Here is a 22,418-nt window from a genome sequence, read left to right on the forward strand (position 1 = left end):
AGATGGATATAACGGGTTCTTTGCGGAAAACTGACCAAGCTGTAGCCTTTTTATCAATAATCTGTAACGGTTTATAAGACATGTTATAGTATACCAAATAAATTTTTATTTATATCATTATAACCAATTACTTGACCTTTTTCAATCTTTATAGTAATATTATTATAAAAGACCATATGTATGCCTGAAGATACAGGGAAACATATGGCTTTTTTATTGAGTGGTTATAGAAGAAAGGATGTTGATTTGGTGGATACAAAACAGGAATTTATGCGGACAAAGCCTGTTTTTCGAATGTTAGTTTCTATGGCAGTTCCGATGATGCTCTCCATGTTTATCCAATCATTGTATAATATTGTGGATAGTATTTATGTAGCAAAGCTAGGGACGGATGCCTTAACAGCTGTTTCGCTGGCGTTTCCTTTACAAAATGCACTACTTTCTGTCTCAGTTGGTATTGGTGTGGGGATTAACTCAGCCATCGCGATAAATCTGGGAGCGAAAAAATATGAGAATGCCAATAAGGCCGCGACAATTGGAATGTTTTTAACACTAATCCATTGTGTCTTATTTGTTATTTTTGGCTTATTGATTACCCATCCATTTTTAAGTATGTTTACAAAAGATGTCCAAACTATGCAATGGGCAAGCCAGTATACCTATATTGTATTATGTTGCTCCTTTGGGCAATTACTGCAAATTGCGATGGAAAAGATTTTCCAGGCAATTGGGGATATGACAACTACCATGCTTTTAATGGGAAGTGGATGTATTATCAATATTATTTTAGATCCAATTTTTATTTTTGTGCTTAAAATGGAAGTAGCTGGTGCTGCAGTTGCTACTGTTATTGGGCAAATTTGCGCTTTCTTTTTATATATTATAGTTTATAAAAAGAAAAGAATTAGTGTGCAAATTCATAGAAAATATCTGTGTTTTGACAAAGCGATTATAAAACAGATTTATTTTGTAGGGATTCCTTCTTCGATTATGTTGGCATTGCCATCGGTTTTGGTGGGAATATTAAATGGGATTTTGGCGCAGTTTAACCAAGTATATGTTGCTGTATTGGGGATTTATTTTAAATTGCAAACGTTTATTTATATGCCTGCTAGCGGTGTTGTACAGGGGATGCGTCCAATTGTTAGCTATAATTATGGCGCAGGAGAAATCCATCGTGTCAAGAAAACCGTCAATTACAGTTTGTTGATTGTTGCCGTTATTATGCTGATTGGAACAATAGGGGCATTGGCTTTTCCACAACAGATTTTAACTATTTTTAATTCCGATTCAAAACTAATCGAATATGGTGTGGTTGCGTTGCAAGTAATCAGCCTTGGATTTCTTGTTTCTTCTGTTGGGGTGGTATATTCTGGTACTTTTGAGGCTTTGGGAAAAGGAAAAGAGTCTCTTACTATTTCGTTATTACGTCAATTTGTAATTATTATTCCACTAGGATTTCTGTTATCCCAATGGATAGGGCCTTTAGGAATCTGGATTTCTTTCCCAATATCGGAATGTATCGCTACAGTTGTAGCTTATATTTTATTAAGATGTACTTATCGGAAATACGAATCACAAAATAGCAGCTTATCTTAATAAAAAACAGGTATCAGATTGATTTAACTGATACCTGTTTTTGTTTTTTCATTGATTTGACCTTTTTGTCAAAAAAATACAATATTAGAATTTTTATAGTAGGGTATTTTATTAAACTCCCTTATATTTTTTACGGGTAGCTATGCCTCCTCGAATGTGCCGTTCCTGTTTATTGATTTCTAGGATTTTTTTCACTTGCTTATATAGTTGTGGATTTACCTTTTTTAAATTTTCAGATACATCTTTATGTACGGTACTTTTACTGATTCCAAATACTTTTGCCGTTGTGCGTACTGTTGCCCGATGTTCGGCGATATATCTTCCTAGCAGGACGCATCTGTCATCTGTATTGATGTTCACATGGTTTCACCCTTTCCTGTCAGTTTGCATTTATTCATATTTATGTAAAAAGTTGTAATAGTATGCAAGGGAAGGGCTGCTTTTCAAAAAAGATAACAAAAAATATTAGCGTAATTTTGTGTAATATTTTTATGATTTTATTTGACAAATATTACATTAAATTATATAATAAGGATATAAGTTTGGGACGAATTGGTACAAAATAGTGAATGTAACCAGTATAATTGACCGTTTTATCTAATTATGTAATGGCATATCAGGATAAAATAGGATAGTTGATTGAGAATGTCAATTTTACAACTATAAACCGTCTTGTATCATGAGTACTATTTTCTGCATAACAAATTGATCGTTTTAATGAAAAGAGAGGGAATAAATTTAAGGAGGAAGTTCATTGGTCTTAACACAACGTTATCGTCAAATTTTAGATTATATCCAAGAGAAAAAGGCGGTTACTGTACAACAGCTTTGCGAACTGCTATATGCTAGCCCTGCTACCATACGTCGAGATTTATCGACCCTAGAAAAATGCCATTTAATCAGGAGAGTGCATGGGGGAGCTGTTTTATACGAAAGCGATAGCAACGAGCCAGCTGCTTCGATCCGGCAAAACAAAAATATATATGGAAAACGTAGAATTGGCGAGTTAGCTGCAACCTTAGTAAAGGATTGTAGTACTGTATTTTTAGATTGTAGCAGTACCGTTTATTATACTGCATCCAGTTTGTTACATATTTGTGGATTAACTGTGATTACCAATGGTTTAAATTGTGCATTGTTGCTTTCCCAACAGACAAATTGGGATATCTTTTTTCCATCTGGAAAAATAGAAGTACAATCTGGGAGTACAACAGGAAGCGATACTATAGATGATATTTTTCGATTTTATGCCAATATTGCGTTTATTTCCTGTACTGGCCTTACGTTAGATGGTGTTACTGAGGCGACTGTAGGGCAGTCTAGATATAAAGATGCAATGTTAGACCGAGCGGAAATCAAAGTTTTACTGTGTGACCATACCAAATTTGGAAACCGGTTTTTTAGTAAGACATGTGATATTAAAAAACTGGATTATATTATTACTGACCAAAAACCTCCGCAGAATTATATGGAGCAGTTTGAACAGGATGGCTGCCAGTTGATTTATCCCGATCCAGCAGATGATCATTAAATGAAAAAACTGCCTAATGTGAAATTTCACATTAGGCAGTTTTTTATTTTTGTATAAGAAAACCCTGTTCCATAGGAATCGTTTTTATTCCTGTGAAACAGGGTACTTTTGATTATCTTACTCCATAAGTGTACATAAATAAAAGAATTCTGGTTTTTTATCATGTCGTTTTGCTATGTAGATAGAAAATAAGACCTATTTAAAATATGCGAAATAAGCTAAATAGGTGAACCACTAAATTTGTGAAATATATTATCAACAAAACAACAAAATTTGGACAAACCAACCCTCCTACCATCCATTTACTTTCTATGATATGATAAGAAGGAAGGAGGAGAGTAAAAGGTGATACAGGATATTAACAATTACTTACAGGCAGCACAAAAACAAATCCAGGAATATCAGAAGATAATGGCGGACAGAGGAATTGACAATCGCAAAAGAGCAGAAGAACAAAATAAAAAATATGGTTACAGCACCATACCAGATGAAGAATGGTTTGTGTTTGGAAGTCCAATTTTTATTATGATGCATGGATGTCCATGGGAAGAAAAGAAATACCATAAAGAAAACGAGTATCCACATAACCACGATTTTTTTGAGATGAGCTATGTTTATCGTGGGGCATTTCATAATACAATAGAAGGATATACCATTAAGCAGCCAGAAAATACTCTTGTTTTGCTTTCCCCCCAGGCAAAACACTGCTGTGATACTGTGAACCATCAAGATATTGTCTTTAATTTTTTAATTAAGAGGGAATTAATAGAAAATATTTTTTTGCAGATGTTTTCGGAATCTGAACCAGTCTGCCGGTTTTTTCTGGATTCCCTATATAATGTACGGCAGCAAAAGCCTTACCTCTTTTTTGAATGCGATAATGTTTTGATCTCCTTAATCCATAGTATGATTGAGGAATATTTTGGTCAACAGGAGTTTTATCAAAGTATTATTAAATCCAAATTAACAGAATTATTCTCAAGACTTTCCAGAATGCATAAGCAGCAGAATAGAGAATTAGGTGAGACGGATTCTTACCAATTGATGGTGCAGATCGAAACATATTTGGAACAAAATTACAGTACAGCTACATTGTCTTCAATGGCGGAATTTTTTCATTATACCCCAAGCTATCTTTCCAAACTGATACAACAGCAATTCCAAAAAAAATTTTCTACCTTGTTACAGGAAATCCGCTTACAATACGCCTGCCGGTATCTTGGCTATTCTTCATTGCCAATTGACCAGGTAGTTGAACTTGTAGGCTATACAGATGTTAGCCATTTTTACCGTGTATTTAAACAAAAATATGGAGTTTCTCCTAACCAATATCGAAAACAGAACAATACCTTAAAAAAAGCCAAAAATAACATAAAAAATCCACTAAAATAAATTGGTTGTTTTTGCTAAAATAAATTATAGCAACAAAAAATAATTGCTACTATATTCTAAATTAAGGAGGAAAAAAAGAATGAAACGCATACGTAAAATGTTGGCGGCTTTGTTGTCTGTTGCTATGGTAGCTACTTGTATTTCTACTACGATACCAGTATCGGCACAACAGTCCAATTTTGCCACTACATTTGCCAATCCATTAGAAGAAAATTCGATGTTAAAGGTAAGGTATTGGATTCCATCCGGTTATCCAGCGTCCTCTCCTGAACTATTGCAGGAGATTGACCGTGAAATGAAGGAACTGTCCGATGCGGGGTATAGTACAGTAGAAGTAGCGAATGTGTATGAACACCTAACCGATAGCGAATACGAGACTTTGGAACAAGGGGATGGAACTGAAAGTTATCTGTTTGGGAGCTCCTATTGGAAAGAAACCTTGCGCCAGGTATTGAAATCTGCGAAAAAATATGGGATGACAGTAGATGTTACCATGGGACCCCATTGGCCTGCCGCTTCGGATGAAGTTGGCTTGGAAAGCGACGCTGTGATGAAAGAAGCTGTTTACTCAGTAACTGAATTAAAAGCGGGGCAGGAATACACGGATTTGCAGAGGGATTATGTAGAAATCACACAGAGTAACGCTTCTGTTAATTTGTTGGGTGTATATGCTGCAAAATTTGAGAGTACCAAGGAATGCAGTAAAACATCTGGTTATGGCGATAATGTTACTACAACCACATGGACGCAATATGCGGTTGATGACAGCACCTTAACCCGTTTGGAACCAGATGAAAATGGAAAATATCATTTTACCGCTCCAGATGATCATTACGTAGTGATGGAAGTCTATGAGCATTCCACCGGCGCAACGATTAAATACAGCACTTATAACAATCCGGATACAGGATATACTGGCTATTGTTTGGATATGTATAATACCGCTGGTGTGGAAGAATTTATCCGATATTTTGAGGAACATGTTATGGATGATGAAATTACTCAGTTGCTAAAAGAAGTAGGTGGGAATTTCTTTGAAGACAATTTTAGCTATAGTGCAAAAAATATTTGGACTTCCAGTTTAGTGGATACTTTTAACCAAAATTGTGGCTATGATATGATGGATGTTCTACCATATACACTAGGGATTCCATCCAATGGGCATTCTTCCGAACGGAACAGCACTGGAATTGATTTGGAATCTACTGCTCCGTTTGTCATTGCCAATGACACGGAATACAAATACAACCGTATCCGTGCGGATATGATTGATTCCTGGGCAAGCTGTTATTTAAACCAGCATATCGCAACCATCAAGGAATGGGCAGAACAAACCTTTGGTATGGGATTCCGTACCCAAACTTATGGCGGCAGTATTGATACAGGATTATGTGCTGCCAATGTTACTGTTCCAGAAGGGGAAACAATTGGATTTTCAGACCAGTTCGACGGATTTAGTATGTTGGCAGCCGGCAGGGATATGGGAGGAACCACCTCTATGCTGACTTCTGAATTTGGTGCAAGCTTTAGCGTAGGCGGAGCTTATGGATATGCTTGGGATGATATGATGAAAGCAGCGTATAAAGATTATTCCGCTGGCGTCAACTCATTGGTATTCCATGGTTATAGTTATATGTATTCTCCAGAGTCCCAATGGCCAGGTTTTAATGCTTTTGGAAATTCCTGTTCTGGTACTTGGAGTTCCCGTGATCCACAATGGACTCAGATTGATGAATTATCTGGAAATCTTCGTCGTACCCAATATGCGTTGCAGCAGGGAGTTCAAAAAACTGATGTAGCTGTATATGAAAGCTTAGGAAATGCTCAGGGCGGTGGACCTTTCTATGACGGTAGTTCTATTACAGCGCAAGGATATTCTTATCAACTATTTACTCCAGGATTGTTAACAATGGATTCTGCCAAAGTTACAAATGGCGTTTTAAATGAAAATGGACCAGCTTACAAGGCAATGGTCATTGATAATGAAACCGCTATCTCGGTAGATGCCATGAAAAAATTGGTGGAATTTGCAGATAATGGCCTTGCGTTAGTATTTGCGAACCAGCTGCCATGTATCTCTACTTCTTATACAGAGGATAATACAGAGATTACTGCATTGATGGACACTTTACTGGAAAAAGAAAATGTAATCCATGTGGACTCCACTGAAAAGGTAGGGAACGCCTTGGCTCAATTGGGGGTTGTTCCATCCGCAGACAAAGCGGAACAGGATACCTCTATTTTGCCAATCCATCGTTCTATGGAAGATGGGGAAATTTATTTCTTCTATAATACATCAGAAGAAGAACAGTCTGTAACCGTAACGATGCAAGGAGATGGAGCACCATTTGTCCTAGATACTTGGACAGGGGAAATTCTTCCACTTGCAAACTATATCACGGATGGTTCTACTGTTACAACTACAATTACATTAGCGGGCAATGATGCCATTTTGTTTGGGATTGGTTCTGCTTTTGGAACAGGATATGATGTCCATGCTGTAGATAGCAATACCGCTGTTACTTACCAGGACGGTGTTTTAGTTGCCCATATTGAGCAAAATGGAAGTTATTCAGTACAAACAAATGATGGAAAATTGTATAGCGAAGAATGTACTGATGTTCCTGCATCCACTCCAATTCATGAATGGAATTTACAGGTAGAAAGTTGGACATCAGGAGATCCAAATGATGCGGCAGTAACTGCAAAAGATATCATCTACCATGATCAGACAGAGGCAGTAGCTTGGAGTGAGATTCCAGAAGTAGGCAAAGATGTTTCTGGTATTGGGACCTATACTACAACCTTTACCATGAAGAATGTGGAGCGATATGGAGCAACCCTTTCCTTTGAAGCAATTGGGGAAACCTTTCAAGTATATTTAAATGGAGAGAAATTGCCTGCCGCAAACCAGGTAACCAAAGAAATTGATTTGGGTGGTTATTTAAAAGAAGGGGAAAATACTTTGACTGTAGTGGTAGCTTCTTCTTTACAGAACGCTGTTGGAACAAATGGCGATCCAAAAGAATATGGGATTATTGGTACAACTACAATTTCCCCGTATAAAGTAGTGGCAATTCAACCGGCAATTAGTCCAAATCCAGTTGATCCAACCAATCCGGTTAATCCTTCTATTCCACAAACAGGCGATACCAATGTATTGTTTGGTATTGTATTTGCAGGGATTGCTGGAACAACTATCCTTACCGTTTTCAAAAAACGCAAATAAAAACATTTTCTAAATAAAAATAAGGCTCAATTTTGAGCCTTATTTTTGTTGTACTTATTTTGATAAATAAGTTAGATGGGATATCCAAAAATTATGATTACTTAAAACTTAAAAACCATGAAAATATCGCAAGAATACGTAGATTGGTATGTCATATTTGCTAGTATGAAAATAATTTTGAGTTGAGCAATCGCTTTTGTGGCACTTAAATTACCCCAATTTCCGCTTTTATAGGTACGTATCGGAAAAAATTTTACGGTATTGGCTTGGGGTCTTACCCGCCAGTTTTTTAAATTCTTTTTCAAAGGAACTTCTTTGATGATATCCCAGCAGATGGGCAATTTGATCAATAGGGAGCTCGGAGTTTTTTAATAAATAGCGTGCTTTATCCATTTTATATTGATTCACATATTCTGAAAAAGTCATGTTTGTGTAGTTGGAAATGCAGCGGGAAAGATATGCTGTGGAATAATGAAAATGCTCAGAGAGAGATTTTAATGTGACAGTTGAAAAATGGTCACTGATATAAGAAATAATCTCCACAATATTCAGTTTTACATCATTTTTAATTAAGTGGTGAGTTTCGTAATACAGCCTAGATAGTTCGATTAACAGCGATGAAAAAGAGAGCTTCATCGCGCTCTGACTATACCTTGATTTTTGGTAATACTCCCGTATGATATTAAAGATATAAAACTCAGCCATGTCGCCAGGATGGATATTGAACTTCATATAACGTGGCTGATCCTGGTTACTGTAAATAGAGTTCAAGAAAAACTCTAAAAATAGGTCGTTTTGCTGGATGATATTTAGCATAGTGGCGATAAAGGTGGATTTACGGACAATGATATTAACTAGCAGGCTTCCATCATTGGGGACAACAATTGCGTGGCGACACTGGGTATTAAAAATCCATGTGGAACCTTTTTCCAATACATATTCTTTTTCGTTAAAGTAGCAATAGCATGTTCCTTCATAAATATAAAAAAGCTCAAAAAATTCGTGGCGATGGAAATAGGTCTGTTCAAACTTTTTTTGTTCTTCCAAGTCAGTTACAGGATAGCCTATATAAGGAAAATCAGGGTACACCATAATGTCTTCTTCTGGTTGGAATACAAATTCTTCGGAATAAATATTTTTGTGTTCCAAATAAAGTTCGGGTGTTTTTTTTAGTTCTTCTTCTTGTTTTCTCCACCGCAGGATATGAGTAGGGTTTTGCTTCATAGCAGCAATTAGCTGTTCTACTTCCTGTTTTAAGCAATCGTACATTTTTACATGGTTTCCTTTTCTTCTGTTTTAATAAATTGCTATGTTTTGTATTGATTAGAACATAAAAATAGAAAAAATACGACATAGCTATTTGTTTATTACTATGATATACTAAAAAATATAAGATTTCAATAAGAAATTATGTAGAATTATACTTTATCTTTCATATCAAATTTAGTAAAAAATTCTATAGAAAATAAGGCTTTTTCTCCTGTTTTTCTATAGAACGATAAAGCATACTATTTGTATATATTTTTTATGCTGATAAAGGGCGTATTTGGAGGGTAACAATAGGGGATTTAAGATCAATTAAAAAACCTAAGGTTATAAATATTTAAAAATGGAGGAGAGGCAATTGAACTCAAAATTTGTAAAAAAGTTGGCGGCATGCATTGTTGCATCCTGTTTAATGGCAACGGTTGCGGTACCAACTGTTGCAAATGCAGCAGGTGCCAACTACAGTGTTGCGCTAACCAGCATTGTGGATACTACCACCAACTACCGTGAAAATCCAATTGGGATTGATACGGATTCCCTGCGTTTTGGCTGGAGAATGGAATCCAACCTGATTGGTCAGCAACAGGCTGCATATGAAATCAACCTTTATAAAGCTAGTGATAGTTCCAAAGCAATTTGGACAACCGGTAAAGTAGACGATGGCGTTTCTACTGGGATTCTCTATAACGGAGAACCGTTAGATGCCACTACAGGCTACAATTGGGTGGTAACTGTTTGGGACGAACAAGGTAAAACATATGTTTCTGACCCAGCTTATTTTGAAACAGGTGTTACCAATGAACAGGATTGGAATGCCGCAGAGTTTATCCAACTTCCAGTAAGTTCCGCAGCACCTATTTTTCGCACAGAGCAAACAGTGGATGGTACTGTAGACTCCGCCCGTTTGTATATTACTGCGATTGGTGTGTATGAAGCATACATCAATGGAGAACAAGTAGGGAAAATAAATAAAGATGGAACCACTACATACCACCATATGAACCCTGGTTATGGAAATGGGACTACCACGATTGGATATGAAACCTATGATGTTACCTCGTATTTAAACGATGATGCTCCATTCGCACTTTCTATTTTGGCTGGCACTGGTTGGAACGATGGAAAAGGCGATGGCGCCATGGGAAGCACTTCTGGACAGCCAGCAGTAAAAGCCATGATGGTAATCAATTATACCGATAAAGATGGCAACCAGCAACAGAAAAAAGTTGCTACCAATACAGAGGATTGGAAGGGGACACTGGATGGTCCAATCACTGTAAACGGCGTTTTTTATGGGGAAGATTATGATGCTCGTAAAGAAGCAGCCTTGGGTGATTATAAAAATGTGGGTTACGATGATAGTAACTGGCTTTCTTCCGGTTCTAAAGAACAGACAGATAGCCATATTCTCACGAATACATTTGCTCCTGTAACTACCAAACACCTCCGCCTTTCAGTTTCAGAAACCGGCCCAGCAACCAGCAACGATAAAGAAAACCGTTTGCAGATTATGGAATTGGAGGCTCTGGATACTGCTGGCAACAATGTTGTAAAAGGCAAGCTTGCAACAGTGAGCAGCAACCAGGAAGTAGGGGATCAATGGAATGTCGCCAATATGACAGATGGTGACGATGGAACCAAAACAGACTATGGTTATACTTCCGCTATCCTCGGAACAGAAGGCCTGGAAGCTTTCCATTCAGATCCACCTTTAACAGTGGATTTTGCGTTTGATCAACCAACTGAATTGGCAAGTTTAAAACTATATTGCCGTACTGGTATCGCCTCTGTTACTAATGGGGTTTGCCCAAACTATGCAAAGGTTTACTCCATCCAGGTTTCAGATGATGGTCAGAACTGGAGAGATGTTGTAACAGATTACGATGCTGGCCGTGTAGAGAATTCTTTCCTGCAAACAACCGGTATTACTACAACAGAATATCCTGGACAAATTATTGCCAGCCGTGGTGATTCTGGACAAATTGTAGATGCGTTTGAACATCAACCAGTTTCCGTTACCTTATATACAGGGGAAGCAGCTGAGTCCCAATACGAAGGTGGAGAAATTGCAGTAGATAACTATTATGCATATCAACCTTCTGAGGATGAACTGTATCAGAATGGTTTTGTACAGGTGCCAGAAGGACAACCAATTTTTGAAAATGGTATTACCCTAAAAAAAGGTCAGACCATGATTGTAAACATTGGACAGAATATGACTGCAATTCCTGAAATCAGTTTTCAATCTGTTCCAGGTGCAACTGTAAGCATGAAGTTTGCGGAAATGCTCAATGACGGCAGTTCTGTGGGAAATGGAGCTTTCCAGGCAAATGGTCCAAAAGGTTCCTTATATACCAAGAGTTTGCGTTCCGCACGCTCAGAAGCACATTATACCTTTGCCACCAATGCGATAGAAACTTATCAGACCAAGATGTCTTTCTTCGGTTACCAGTATGTCCAAATTACCGCAACGGAGGATGTAACCATTTATTCCATGCGTTCCAGAGCACTTTCTTCGATTAGTGAACAAACTGGACATATTACAACTAACAACGAAGATGTTAACCGTCTATTCTTAAACGCTTTATATGGACAATTGAGTAACTACTTTACCATCCCAACTGACTGTCCACAACGTGACGAAAGAAAAGGTTGGACAGGGGATGCCCAAGTATTCGCTCAAACTGGTATCTACAATTTTGACGCCGCATCCTTTATGATTGGTTATCAAGATATGCTTTCTGAATTGACAATGAAGCAAGGCTATCCTGGTGCGGTTACTTCCCAGTGGGGATGGTTTAATCACTGGGCTTCTGGATGGAGCGATGTCCAGGTGATTTATCCATGGATACTGTATCAGCAAACAGGTGACCGTTCTGTTTTAGAAACCAATTGGGAAGAAATGAACCACTATATGGATTGGTTGAAAAATAATGAAAGAGCTTCCTATCAGGCACCGGCTATCCAGAGAAATGGCTTTGGTGACTGGCTTGCATTCCAGGGAACAGGATATGAAGTAATCGCGGATTACTATTATGGTTATGTTACCCAGTTAATGGAACAAATGGCGGGTATTTTAGGAGATGCTGAAAAACAAAGCTATTATAGCGAACGTTTCGAAAATTTGAAACAAACCTTTTTAAATACTCATGTTTCTTTTAATGATGAGCCACAATTAGATCCTACTATTTTTGAACAACCAACTACAGATAATCCTGGTACTAGCAATATCATTACCAATACCTTTAATGAAACTACAGCTAAGTATGTACGGTTTACTGTTTCCAGAACAGGACCAGGTACTTCGGATGATAATGAATACTGCCTACAAATGATGGAACTCAATGTATCCAAAGATGGTGGAGAGAACTATGCTCTTGGTAAATCAGTAGAAGCTTCCAACACCTTTGATTGGGGTACTTCTTGGGGGAATGCTTATTTAACCGATGGCAACACAGAAACTGGTTATTCTTCTGTGAATAACGGTGGAAATACTCTCACTGGAAATCCAATTACAGTTACAGTTGATTTAGGTCAGGAACAAACCTTTAACCAGATTGGTATTACTTGCCGTAACTATGATAAATCCATGGAGACAGGTGTTTGTGTAAACTATCCAAAAGATTATACGATTGAAGTTTCTTCAAATGGTACCGATTGGACTACCATTGGACGTTTTGCAACCGATAACAAACCAGCAGATAAATTGGTGATTAAATCTGGAACTGGTAGCCCAGTAATGCAAAACAAAGGTGGAAAATATGAGGATAATTCCCAAACTGCATTGTTGTGGATGCTAAAATTAGGTTACTATACTAGTGACGACATGAAAGATGAAGCGATCCGTTTACTGGTAAAAAATATTAAAAATGAAGATCCAGACCCAAGCAGTATCCGTGCCAAATATGGTGAAAATACGTTGTCGGTAGGGTTCTTAGGTTCTAATGTAATTACACCTGTTTTAACCGATAGTGGATACTCTGATGTATCTTATGATTTGTTATTGAATGATTCTATGCCATCCTGGTTATTTGAAGTAAAAGCAGGAGCAACTACGATTTGGGAACGCTGGAACTCTTACGATCCTGAAAATGGATTTGGCGACCAAGAAATGAATTCATTTAACCATTTTTCTTACGGTTCTGTTGCGGAATGGATGTACCAATATATGGTGGGAATTGATTCCGATATTGAAAATCCAGGATTTAAACACATTATCCTGCAACCAACTTTGGATACTGGAGAAAAATACAATGATCAAAACAGAATTAATACTGTAAATGGGTCATACGATTCTTATTATGGTCTGATTGAATCTAACTGGACTTCTGACCAGAATCAACTGTCTACTTATCACGCAGTAATTCCAGCAAACACAACTTCTACGTTGTATTTACCAGTTTCTGCTGATAAGATGGAAGGCTTTACAGCAATTTCTGGTGTTACTTTTGTGGGAATGACAGAACATAATGGAATTGAAGTAGCACAGTTTGAATTAGTATCCGGTGGATATGATTTTGCTGTACAGAATGGAAAAGTAGTAGCTTCGATTGCGGATGGCTATGTAACAGAGGATGCTGAACCATCCGATACAGATAAAACAATCCTAGATGCTGTGATTACCTATGCAGAAAATGCAAAAGCAAGTGGAGAATATGACAATGCCATCGAATCGGTACAAAAGTCCTTTGATAAAGCATTGGAAGAAGCAAAAACAATAGCAGCAGATCATAATGCAAGCCAGGAAACAATTAACCAAGCATGGAAAACCCTGTTGAATGAAATTCACAAACTAGGCTTTGTAGCAGGGGATAAAACAACATTGGCATCCTTAATCGAAGCAGCAAACGGAATCAACGCGGAACTTGACCGTTATGTAGAAACAGGCAAAGCAGAATTTACAGCAGCATTAGAAGCGGCACAAGCAGTATACCAAGATGGAGACGCTATGCAGACAGAAGTAAATGAAGCAGCGGACAACCTGTTAAACGCAATGTTGAATCTGAGATACAAAGCAGATAAATCCATCCTGGAAGAAGTACTTGCAGAAGCCAATAAGATAGATGCGAACGCATACACAGAAGAAAGCTATGCAGTATTACAAACAGCAATAGCGGAAGCGAATGAAGTAATGGCAAATGAAAATGCAAGCCAAGAAGAAGTAAATACAGCAGTAGCAAATATACGGGCTGCCATGGATGGCTTAGTAGCAGTAGAAGGTGGAACAACAGAAACACCATCTACAAAACCAACAGAAGAAGGAGTACAGACAGGACAGGAAACGACGACAACCAAAGCGAATGCAGCAAAAACAGGAGACTTTGCCCCAATTGCAGGTATTGCAACAATAGCAATCGCTGGTATGACATTGATCCTTTCCAGAAAGAAAAAATAGTTTTATCTTCTCTTTCTCTTTTTAAATAAAAATAAGGGAATCCAATATGGATTCCCTTATTTTTTGCTACTATTTTATCCGTATGATTGGTGGTTTTTCCGATACTGTGCTGGCGTACAATGGAAATATTCTTTAAACGCCCGCTCAAAAGTACTTCTTTGGGAATATCCAACTAATTCTGGCAGATCATTCAGTGAAATATCCGTTTTGGAAAGATACTGACATGCATGGACGAGACGATAATTTTGCAAGGTTTCCCGAAATGTTCTACCCGTTTCCTTTAAAATAAAGTCGCTGATTGAACGTGAAGAATAGTGAAAATGTTCTGCCAGTTTTTCTAATGTAATTGTTTGATAGTGGACATTAATATAAGTAAGCAGAATAGAAATATCAATATTGTTTCGGCGCATTATGGTACGAGATAATTTATGTGTATAACTTCTTGCCAGGTCAGATAATAGGCAACTAAAATAAGATGCCAATATATCCTGGCTAAAACTATCATTCTTTTTGTATTCATACAACATTTGTATAACAATCATTGGGGCAATGGTAGTCTGTTCTTTTTTAAAAACAACGTGTTTCTGGTTACTATTTGGGTTATACAAGGCATCCATGAAGAACCCAGTAATTAAATCATTATTATCCACCATACTCAAAAAGGTTTGTTCAAATAATTTTTTCCGGATTAAAATATTGATGACTACATCTCCATCATCCGGTGTTCTCATACTGTGGATGGCCTTTGGAGAATAAAGACCAATATCTCCTTGGTGGAATTCCACTGGTACTTCATCAATTGTACTAATGCATTTTCCAGAATAAACATAAAATAGCTCAAAAAATTCATGTTGATGAACCATGTTCTGCCGTCCCGCCAAATTATATTTTAAATCCCTATTGGTTATTTGATCTATACTAATGTGGATTAATTCATGTTTCAAAAAATATTGTTTTTCTGAAAAAATAAAATAGGGGACTTTATTTTTTTGCAAAAAATTTTCCATAATAGTGCCATAATCGATTTTAGAAAAATCAAATTTGACTGGTGGTCCATATTCATTTTTGTTTTGTGCAATATATTCTCTTACCTCTTTAAATATTTGTTCCATTTTTTATCCTCAAATTTCCGAAAATGATATAAATGTTTTCTGGTTAAGAAATATCTTTCTAATTGTAATTATTGTATAATACAAACAAAGACATGTCAACAGAAATCGTTTATAAACTACAAGCAATCCTGATCAGGTAATTTTTTATGAATGTGAGGGAAAATAAATGAAGAATATGGTTAAAAAAGGGGTTGCTATCTGCTTAGCTGCTCTAATGGTAGGCTCTACTACTTCTGTATTTGCAGTAGATTCTTCCAATTCAACAACAGAAAATTCCTTTTTACAAGAATTTAAGGACCCATCCGGCGAAAATCGCCCAAAGACAAGGTGGTGGGTTCCAGGTTCCCATATGACAAAATCAGAAATTGAAACAGAAATCAAATCCATGTCTGAAGCTGGATTTGGCGGTGCAGAAATTGTACCAGTTTCTACTGGTGGAGAAGGTGGTGATTCCATTGATTGGGGCACAGACCAATGGAATGAAATGATTAAACATATGCTCCAAGTAGCTGGAAAATATGATTTTACTATTGATTTTACTATGACTCCGGCATGGCCTTTGGCTCTACCTACTATCAAAGATTTAGACGACCCAAACTCAGGAGCACAAATGGAAGTGGACGCCAATCATGTGGATGGTATCACCAAAGAGAATCCATACAGCGGAAAAGTCCCTGTAGCTACAGAACTAGACGCTGGAACTCCTGTTCTACTGGCTGTTACCGTAGCAAAATATGTGGATAAGGAAAATAATATTTTAGATTATGATTCCGCTCAAACATTAAATATGGAAACCCAGGTTGTTCAAAACAGCGATGACCCAACCGACTATACAGTAAACTTTACTCCAGAAGATGATGGGGAATATGTATTATTTGGCTGGTGGCAACATCCTTCTGGAGAACAGAAATATGGAAACTATCAAGTAGACCATTTTGGAAAAGCAGGTTCCCAGGCAATTATTGATTACTGGGAAAATAATCTCCTTCCATACTACGGAGAAGATTTTAAAAATGCCTCCGCTTTGTTTATTGATTCCTTGGAATTTACTACTCATCTCGATTGGACCTTGGGTCTTTTAGACGATTTTAAAGCATATAAAAATTATGATATCACTGCCTATTTACCAGCAGTTTATGATACCGATTCACAGGGCAATTATAGTGGAGAACCACAACCAGACTTCCAATTTAATAAAAATAGCGATGCCCTACAAAATGATTATAAAGATACATTAACCCAGTTGTATATCGAAAACCATCTAAAACCATTATCCGAATTCTGTGAAAAACACGGGGTAGATCTCCGTTACCAGACTTCGTATGGAAAGAGTTTGGAACTACCGCAAACAGCAATGTATGTGGATATTCCGGAAACTGAAACATTATATGGTAAAGATATTATCGACTTTTATCGTTTACAATCCGGTGCAGTACATATGACGGATAAAGAGATTTATTCGATTGAAGCTTCTCCAGAACAAAATATTTCTATTGACTTAGGAAGTTTTGTTTACAATATGTTCCGTGGAAATGGTGAAGAAGGGGCTGGCAACTACCAGCAAACCTGGGATGACCAGATGTGGCATGTTCAGCGGGCATTTGCAGGTGGGGTCAACCAGATTGTATTCCACGGTCATTCCTATAACGGACAATACGATGGAGAAGGTAATGAAAATGGTTATGTAGCGGGAACTCAATGGCCTGGGTTTGAAGGATTTGGTGCAAATTCTTGGTCGAATAGTTGGGGTGACCGTATTCCAAGCTGGAAACATGCACAAAGTTATACCGATTATATTGCTCGTAATCAATATATCTTGCGCCAAGGCGAATCAAAAGTAGATTTAGCAATTTATGCACAAAGATATTTTGAAAAAATTGATTTTTCAGGAGCGGAAAAGGTATACAAGGACGACGAATTGTTAACTCAAAACGGCTATACCTATGATTTTGTTAGCCCATCTGCCTTATCCCTGGAAAATGCTGTTGTTTCCAATGGACGTTTGGATGCATCTGGCCCTGCTTATAAAGCTATCATTTTAAATCAGCAGGAAACTTTAACTGTAGATGCTGCCAACCAGTTGTTAAACTATGCAAAACAGGGCTTCCCTATCATTATTGTTGGAGATGCCCCTTCTCAGGATGCTTTCTGTGAAAATGCCGATATTGCTGGTATTGTATCCGAAATTATGGCTTGTGACTCTGTTGTCCAAGTATCCGACACTGCTTCTGTCCCACAGGCATTGGAACAGTTAGGCGTTACACCAGATGTTTCTTACAGCCAACAGGATTATGTAATCAATGTCCATCGCCAAACAGATTCTACTGATTTCTATTACCTTTATAATTATGGCAATGCGGATAACTATCCAACTGCAAAAGAGATTCAGCCTGTTACAACTGAAGTAACCTTACAAGGTTCTGGAATACCATATTTCCTCAATACCTGGACTGGTGAAGTTACCCCTGTAAGCCAATATACCCGCAATGGTAATAGTGTTACCATCCCTGTTACGATCGCTGGAAACGATTCCATTATGGTTGCATTGACCAATGAAGATTGGGGTCAGGAACATTCTACCTATGTAACTAAATCAAACCTGGATACAGAATTTGACGGACAAACTATACTGGCAAAATCATATGAAGCTGGTACAGAAACAGTTACCTTAAGTAATAACAAGAAGGTTTTAGTCGAGACAGAACAAGTTGCTGCCCCAATGGAACTTTCCAGCTGGAACCTGTCTGTAGAAAGCTGGAGTAAAGGGGATACCCCAACAGATACCAAGAAAACAACAATTGATGTTGGTACGGTAGACGGATTAAAACCATGGACAGAAATCTCTGGTTTAGAAAATGTATCTGGAATCGGAACCTATACAACCAGCTTTAACCTGGAACAAGGCTGGGAAGAAGGCACAGGAGCTATCATCAGTTTAGGGGATGTAGTGGATTCCTATCAAATTTATGTAAATGGAACACAGGTACCAGTAAGTCAGATTGACACTACTATTGATATTGGAAAATATCTAAAATTCGGAGAGAACACCATTACAGTAGAAGTTGCTTCCACTTTATTGAATGCAGTTTTAGTAGCAAATCCAACTGATACCAGAAAACCAGATGAATATGGAATGATGGGACCAGTTGTATTAACTCCATACCAGGTAACAGAAATTGAATTAGTGGACAAAGGGATTTTAAATTCTGTCATTGCTTATGCAGAAAATGCAAAAGCAAGTGGAGAATATGACAATGCTATTGAAAGCGTACAGAAATCCTTTGATAAAGCGTTGGAAGAAGCAAAAACAATAGCAGCAGATCATAATGCAAGCCAAGAAACAATTAACCAAGCATGGAAAACCCTGTTGAACGAAATTCACAAACTAGGCTTTGTAGCAGGGGATAAAACAACATTGGCATCCTTAATCGAAGCAGCAAACGGAATCAACGCGGAACTTGACCGTTATGTAGAAACAGGCAAAGCGGAATTCACTGCAGCATTAGAAGCGGCACAGGCAGTATACCAAGATGGAGACGCTATGCAGGCAGAAGTAAATGAAGCAGCGGACAACCTGTTAAACGCAATGTTGAACTTGAGATACAAAGCAGATAAGTCCATCCTGGAAGAAGTCCTTGCAGAAGCAAGCAAAGTGGATGCAAACGCATACACAGAAGAAAGCTATGCAACACTTCAAGCAGCAGTAGAAAAAGCGAATGAAGTAATGGCGGATGAAAACGCAAGCCAAGAAGAAGTAAATACAGCAGTAGCAAATGTACAGGCTGCCATGGATGGCTTAGTAGCAGTAGAAGGTGGAACAACAGAAACACCATCTACAAAACCAACAGAAGAAGGAGTACAGACAGGACAGGAAACGACGACAACCAAAGCGAATGCAGCAAAAACAGGAGACTTTGTCCCAATTGCAGGTATTGCAACAATAGCAATCGCTGGTATAACATTGATCCTTTCCAGAAAGAAAAAATAGTTTTATCTTCTCTTTTTAAGTCATGACCACCCCTAAGAGGGGTGGCATGAACAAGGCCTAGAAGGCCTTAAAACAAGCCAGCGCCTAAATGACGCTGGCTTTCACTTTGTTCAAGCCACAAGTGGTATGATTACCTGCTACCCTTAAAAGGGTCACTATACTCTTTCCGACTCAAACTATCTTCGATTTGATCTTGTTTCTCCTGTTCTCGGATATACTTTTGCACAGTCGATGTATTGATGCCAACCGTACTCACATAATATCCAGTTGCTCAGAAATTTCTATTTCCAAACTTGTATTTTAAGTTTGTATGTCTCTCAAAAATCATCATTGCGCTTTTCCCTTTGAGATACCCCATGAAACTGGACACACTCATTTTCGGTGGGATACTTACCAAGATGTGTATATGATCTGGCATCATATTCCCTTCTATGATTTCTATACCTTTCCATTTACATAAATCTTTAATGATTTCTCGTATATCTTTTCTTAACTGATTATAAATTACTTTTTTTCGATATTTCGGGGTAAACACGATAGGGTACTTGCATATCCATTTTGTATGTGCTAAACTATTTGCCATGAGGAACATCCTTTCTGTTTTTTAGGTGGCTTGAACAATCACCATTATAGCAGAAAGGATGTTCCTTTGCTTAAGCTTGAATCTCACCCGCATAGCGGAGGATTTCTCGCTAAAGCACTAATAAAAAGAGTCTGGACGCAAATTGCATCCAGACTCAGCCTGGTGCGGCAAACGGGACTTGAACCCGTACGTCAAAGACACACGCCCCTCAAACGTGCCTGTCTGCCGATTCCAGCACTGCCGCATTTGTTCAATTGAACTGTTATATTATAGCAGTTATTGCGAAAATTGTCAATAGCAAAATAAAAAAAGAAGCATTTATTTTAATGGAATACCTTTAGAAAACGCAAGATATTCTCCGTTGTACGAGCTAAATCCTGTTTGCTCCGTTTTTTAGATTCTGAAAAAGGAATTGCAACCTGATTGATACTAAATACTGCTGAAATTCCCATTTGATAAATAGATGCTATATCTTCTCCAATATCCCCGACAATAGCAACGGTGGGAATATGATAAGGGAAAGTCCGTTTGGCGATTCCACTGATGACTTTTCCCTGTAAGCTTTGTTGATCCAGCTTTCCTTCTCCAGTGATAACCAAATCAGCAAATTGAATTTGCTTTTCGAATTTGGTAAGTTCTAATACTGTATCAATCCCAGACTGCAATTTTGCTTGAAGAAATGCGACAGCTCCTGCGCCGAAGCCACCAGCAGCCCCTGCTCCAGGAAGGGCTGCCACAGAATAGCCAAGTTGAGTTTGTAGGATATGATCAAACTGTATTAATTGTTCGTTTAACAGTTTCACCATTTCAGGAGTAGCCCCTTTTTGTGGTGCGTAAACCACAGCAGCTCCATTGGGACCATATAATGGATTTGTGACATCACACATAGTAAGGACAGAAACTCCATTTAAAAGAGATTTGAGCTCTGACAAATCAATCTTTGTGATTTGACCTAAATTTTTTCCTGTTGGAAGGAAAGTCTGAGCTCCATGATAGAATTTTGCACCTAAAGCAGCAGCACATCCACAACCAGCATCATTAGTACAGCTTCCCCCTATGCCTAAGATAATTTGTTTTGCACCATGTTGGATCGCATGTAACATCAATTCTCCTACTCCATAAGTAGTGGTAACAGAGGGATTCAAATGCCTTTCTGCCAATGGTAGGCCAGCAGCGGCAGCCATTTCGATAATTGCGGTATCTTGGAATCTACCATAAAATCCAGTAATATCCTCCATATGAGGCCCATGTACTGGTACCATTATCTTTTCTCCTTGCATTGCTTGTAAAAAGCAATCCACAGTGCCTTCGCCACCATCTGCGATTGGTAGACAAACTGTCTGGCAACCTGGAAAAAATTCTGCTACCTTTTGTTTTATAATTTGGCAAACCTCAATAGAAGTCATACTGCCTTTAAAAGAATCCGGTGCGATTACGCATTTTTTCACAGGGATTCCTCCAGACCAAATTCTTTTTGGATTGCTTGTTTCATAACTTCTACAGGAGCCTTTTTTCCTGTCCACAACTGAAAGTTAATTGCTCCCTGATTCACCAACATGCCTAAACCATCAATCGTTTTTGCGCCTTGTTGTTCCGCCATTTTGAGCAACTGGGTGCGAGGATGATTTGGGATGACATCGCACACAATCAGATCAGGACGAAGGGAAGATTCGTCTAAATCTGGTTTTTGTTCCACATTAGGGAATAAGCCAATTGATGTAGCATTGACTAAAATATTAATTTCTTCTGGTATGGAAATTGTTTTATTCCATAGCAAAAATTCTGCCTGACAGGAGGTTTTTTCTTGGATTAGAGTTGTAAGTTCCTCACCACGTTGTCGGCTGCGATTGACAATGGTTATTTTTTTCGCACCCGCTAACGCTAATTCCACCGCTATGGCACGGGCAGCACCACCAGCGCCCAATATCATGATTTCTTGACCAAGAACGGTAATATCATTTTCCTGTAAGGAAGTTAAGAAGCCTTTTCCATCGGTGTTTTCCCCAAGTAGTTTGCCATCCTTTACTACAATGGTATTGACAGCCCCGATAATAGAGGCTTCTTTAGAAATACCATCTAAATAGGGAAGTACAGCGCATTTATGGGGAATAGTCAAATTAATCCCTTTCATATGCATTGCTTTCATGCCAAGGATAGCTTGCTCCAGATCCTCTGATTTTACCAAAATATTTAAATACCGGTAGTTTAACTGGCACGCCTGAAAAGCAGCTTGTTCTAAAATAACGGTTGGATTTTCGTCAATAGGGTCACCAAATACCCCAACCAATTCTTCCCGATAAGATTTTTGCATTATATTTCCCTC

The 22,418-nt window shown here is 38.0% G+C and carries 11 protein-coding genes, 1 tRNA gene and 1 pseudogene; 6 read left to right on the forward strand and 7 right to left on the reverse strand.

Annotated features, from left to right (window positions below; all coding sequences use genetic code 11):
• The first annotated feature begins 204 nt into the window (after positions 1–204).
• Complete coding sequence (locus BQ2683_RS07250) at positions 205–1,599, forward strand: MATE family efflux transporter (protein ID WP_338061265.1); 1,395 nt, start codon at positions 205–207, stop codon at positions 1,597–1,599.
• A 111-nt stretch (positions 1,600–1,710) separates the two neighbouring features.
• Here the strand turns inward: BQ2683_RS07250 and spoIIID are convergent, their stop codons facing one another.
• Complete coding sequence (gene spoIIID, locus BQ2683_RS07255; RefSeq protein WP_069988344.1) at positions 1,711–1,959, reverse strand: sporulation transcriptional regulator SpoIIID; 249 nt, start codon at positions 1,957–1,959, stop codon at positions 1,711–1,713.
• A 394-nt stretch (positions 1,960–2,353) separates the two neighbouring features.
• On the opposite strand from spoIIID, the gene BQ2683_RS07260 reads away from it, so the two are divergent.
• From BQ2683_RS07260 to BQ2683_RS07270, 3 genes are all read left to right on the forward strand, one after another.
• Positions 2,354–3,130 (forward strand): DeoR/GlpR family DNA-binding transcription regulator, encoded by a 777-nt coding sequence (locus BQ2683_RS07260; protein ID WP_069988345.1) that lies wholly within the window; start codon positions 2,354–2,356, stop codon positions 3,128–3,130.
• 345 nt (positions 3,131–3,475) lie between these two features.
• Entirely contained in the window at positions 3,476–4,522 is a 1,047-nt protein-coding gene (locus BQ2683_RS07265; protein WP_069988346.1) for an AraC family transcriptional regulator, read from the forward strand.
• 79 nt (positions 4,523–4,601) lie between these two features.
• Positions 4,602–7,751 (forward strand): glycosyl hydrolase, encoded by a 3,150-nt coding sequence (locus BQ2683_RS07270; protein ID WP_069988347.1) that lies wholly within the window; start codon positions 4,602–4,604, stop codon positions 7,749–7,751.
• Positions 7,752–7,979: 228 nt separating this feature from the next.
• Here the strand turns inward: BQ2683_RS07270 and BQ2683_RS07275 are convergent, their stop codons facing one another.
• Positions 7,980–9,020 carry an AraC family transcriptional regulator gene (locus BQ2683_RS07275; RefSeq protein WP_069988348.1) on the reverse strand — a complete coding sequence of 347 codons (1,041 nt, stop codon included), beginning with the start codon at positions 9,018–9,020 and terminating at the stop codon, positions 7,980–7,982.
• Positions 9,021–9,375: 355 nt separating this feature from the next.
• Here BQ2683_RS07275 and BQ2683_RS07280 point away from each other — a divergent pair, with 355 nt between their 5' ends.
• Positions 9,376–14,412 (forward strand): family 78 glycoside hydrolase catalytic domain, encoded by a 5,037-nt coding sequence (locus BQ2683_RS07280; protein WP_069988349.1) that lies wholly within the window; start codon positions 9,376–9,378, stop codon positions 14,410–14,412.
• 74 nt (positions 14,413–14,486) lie between these two features.
• On the opposite strand, the gene BQ2683_RS07285 is transcribed toward BQ2683_RS07280, so the two are convergent.
• Positions 14,487–15,524 (reverse strand): AraC family transcriptional regulator, encoded by a 1,038-nt coding sequence (locus tag BQ2683_RS07285; protein WP_069988350.1) that lies wholly within the window; start codon positions 15,522–15,524, stop codon positions 14,487–14,489.
• A gap of 166 nt (positions 15,525–15,690) precedes the next feature.
• On the opposite strand from BQ2683_RS07285, the gene BQ2683_RS07290 reads away from it, so the two are divergent.
• A complete protein-coding gene (locus tag BQ2683_RS07290; RefSeq protein WP_069988351.1) occupies positions 15,691–19,512 on the forward strand; it encodes a glycosyl hydrolase in 3,822 nt (1,273 codons plus the stop codon).
• Between the two features lie 130 nt (positions 19,513–19,642).
• Here BQ2683_RS07290 and tnpA read toward each other — a convergent pair.
• The 4 genes and pseudogenes from tnpA to aroE all read right to left on the reverse strand — a co-directional run bounded on the left by tnpA (position 19,643) and on the right by aroE (position 22,406).
• Positions 19,643–20,104: pseudogene (gene tnpA / locus BQ2683_RS07295) on the reverse strand (IS200/IS605 family transposase).
• 151 nt (positions 20,105–20,255) lie between these two features.
• Positions 20,256–20,339: transfer RNA gene (locus BQ2683_RS07300), tRNA-Leu, on the reverse strand.
• A gap of 79 nt (positions 20,340–20,418) precedes the next feature.
• Complete coding sequence (locus BQ2683_RS07305) at positions 20,419–21,543, reverse strand: glycerate kinase family protein (RefSeq protein WP_069988352.1); 1,125 nt, start codon at positions 21,541–21,543, stop codon at positions 20,419–20,421.
• On the reverse strand, positions 21,540–22,406 hold the full coding sequence (aroE, locus tag BQ2683_RS07310; RefSeq protein WP_069988353.1) for a shikimate dehydrogenase: 867 nt from the start codon (positions 22,404–22,406) through the stop codon (positions 21,540–21,542). Before aroE ends, BQ2683_RS07305 begins: the two co-directional genes overlap by 4 nt.
• Between the last annotated feature and the right edge of the window lie 12 nt (positions 22,407–22,418).

This window comes from Massilioclostridium coli, assembly GCF_900095865.1.
Classification (GTDB): Bacteria; Bacillota; Clostridia; order Oscillospirales; family Ruminococcaceae; genus Massilioclostridium; species Massilioclostridium facile.

What these genes read in the sequence shown, in the direction of transcription:
- BQ2683_RS07250 (WP_338061265.1), top strand. Translation starts at nt 205, where the DNA reads ATGGCTTTTTTATTGAGTGGTTATAGAAGAAAGGATGTTGATTTGGTG.
- BQ2683_RS07270 (WP_069988347.1), top strand. Translation starts at nt 4,602, where the DNA reads ATGAAACGCATACGTAAAATGTTGGCGGCTTTGTTGTCTGTTGCTATG.
- BQ2683_RS07275 (WP_069988348.1), bottom strand. Translation starts at nt 9,020, where the DNA reads ATGTACGATTGCTTAAAACAGGAAGTAGAACAGCTAATTGCTGCTATG.
- BQ2683_RS07285 (WP_069988350.1), bottom strand. Translation starts at nt 15,524, where the DNA reads ATGGAACAAATATTTAAAGAGGTAAGAGAATATATTGCACAAAACAAA.
- BQ2683_RS07290 (WP_069988351.1), top strand. Translation starts at nt 15,691, where the DNA reads ATGAAGAATATGGTTAAAAAAGGGGTTGCTATCTGCTTAGCTGCTCTA.
- aroE (WP_069988353.1), bottom strand. Translation starts at nt 22,406, where the DNA reads ATGCAAAAATCTTATCGGGAAGAATTGGTTGGGGTATTTGGTGACCCT.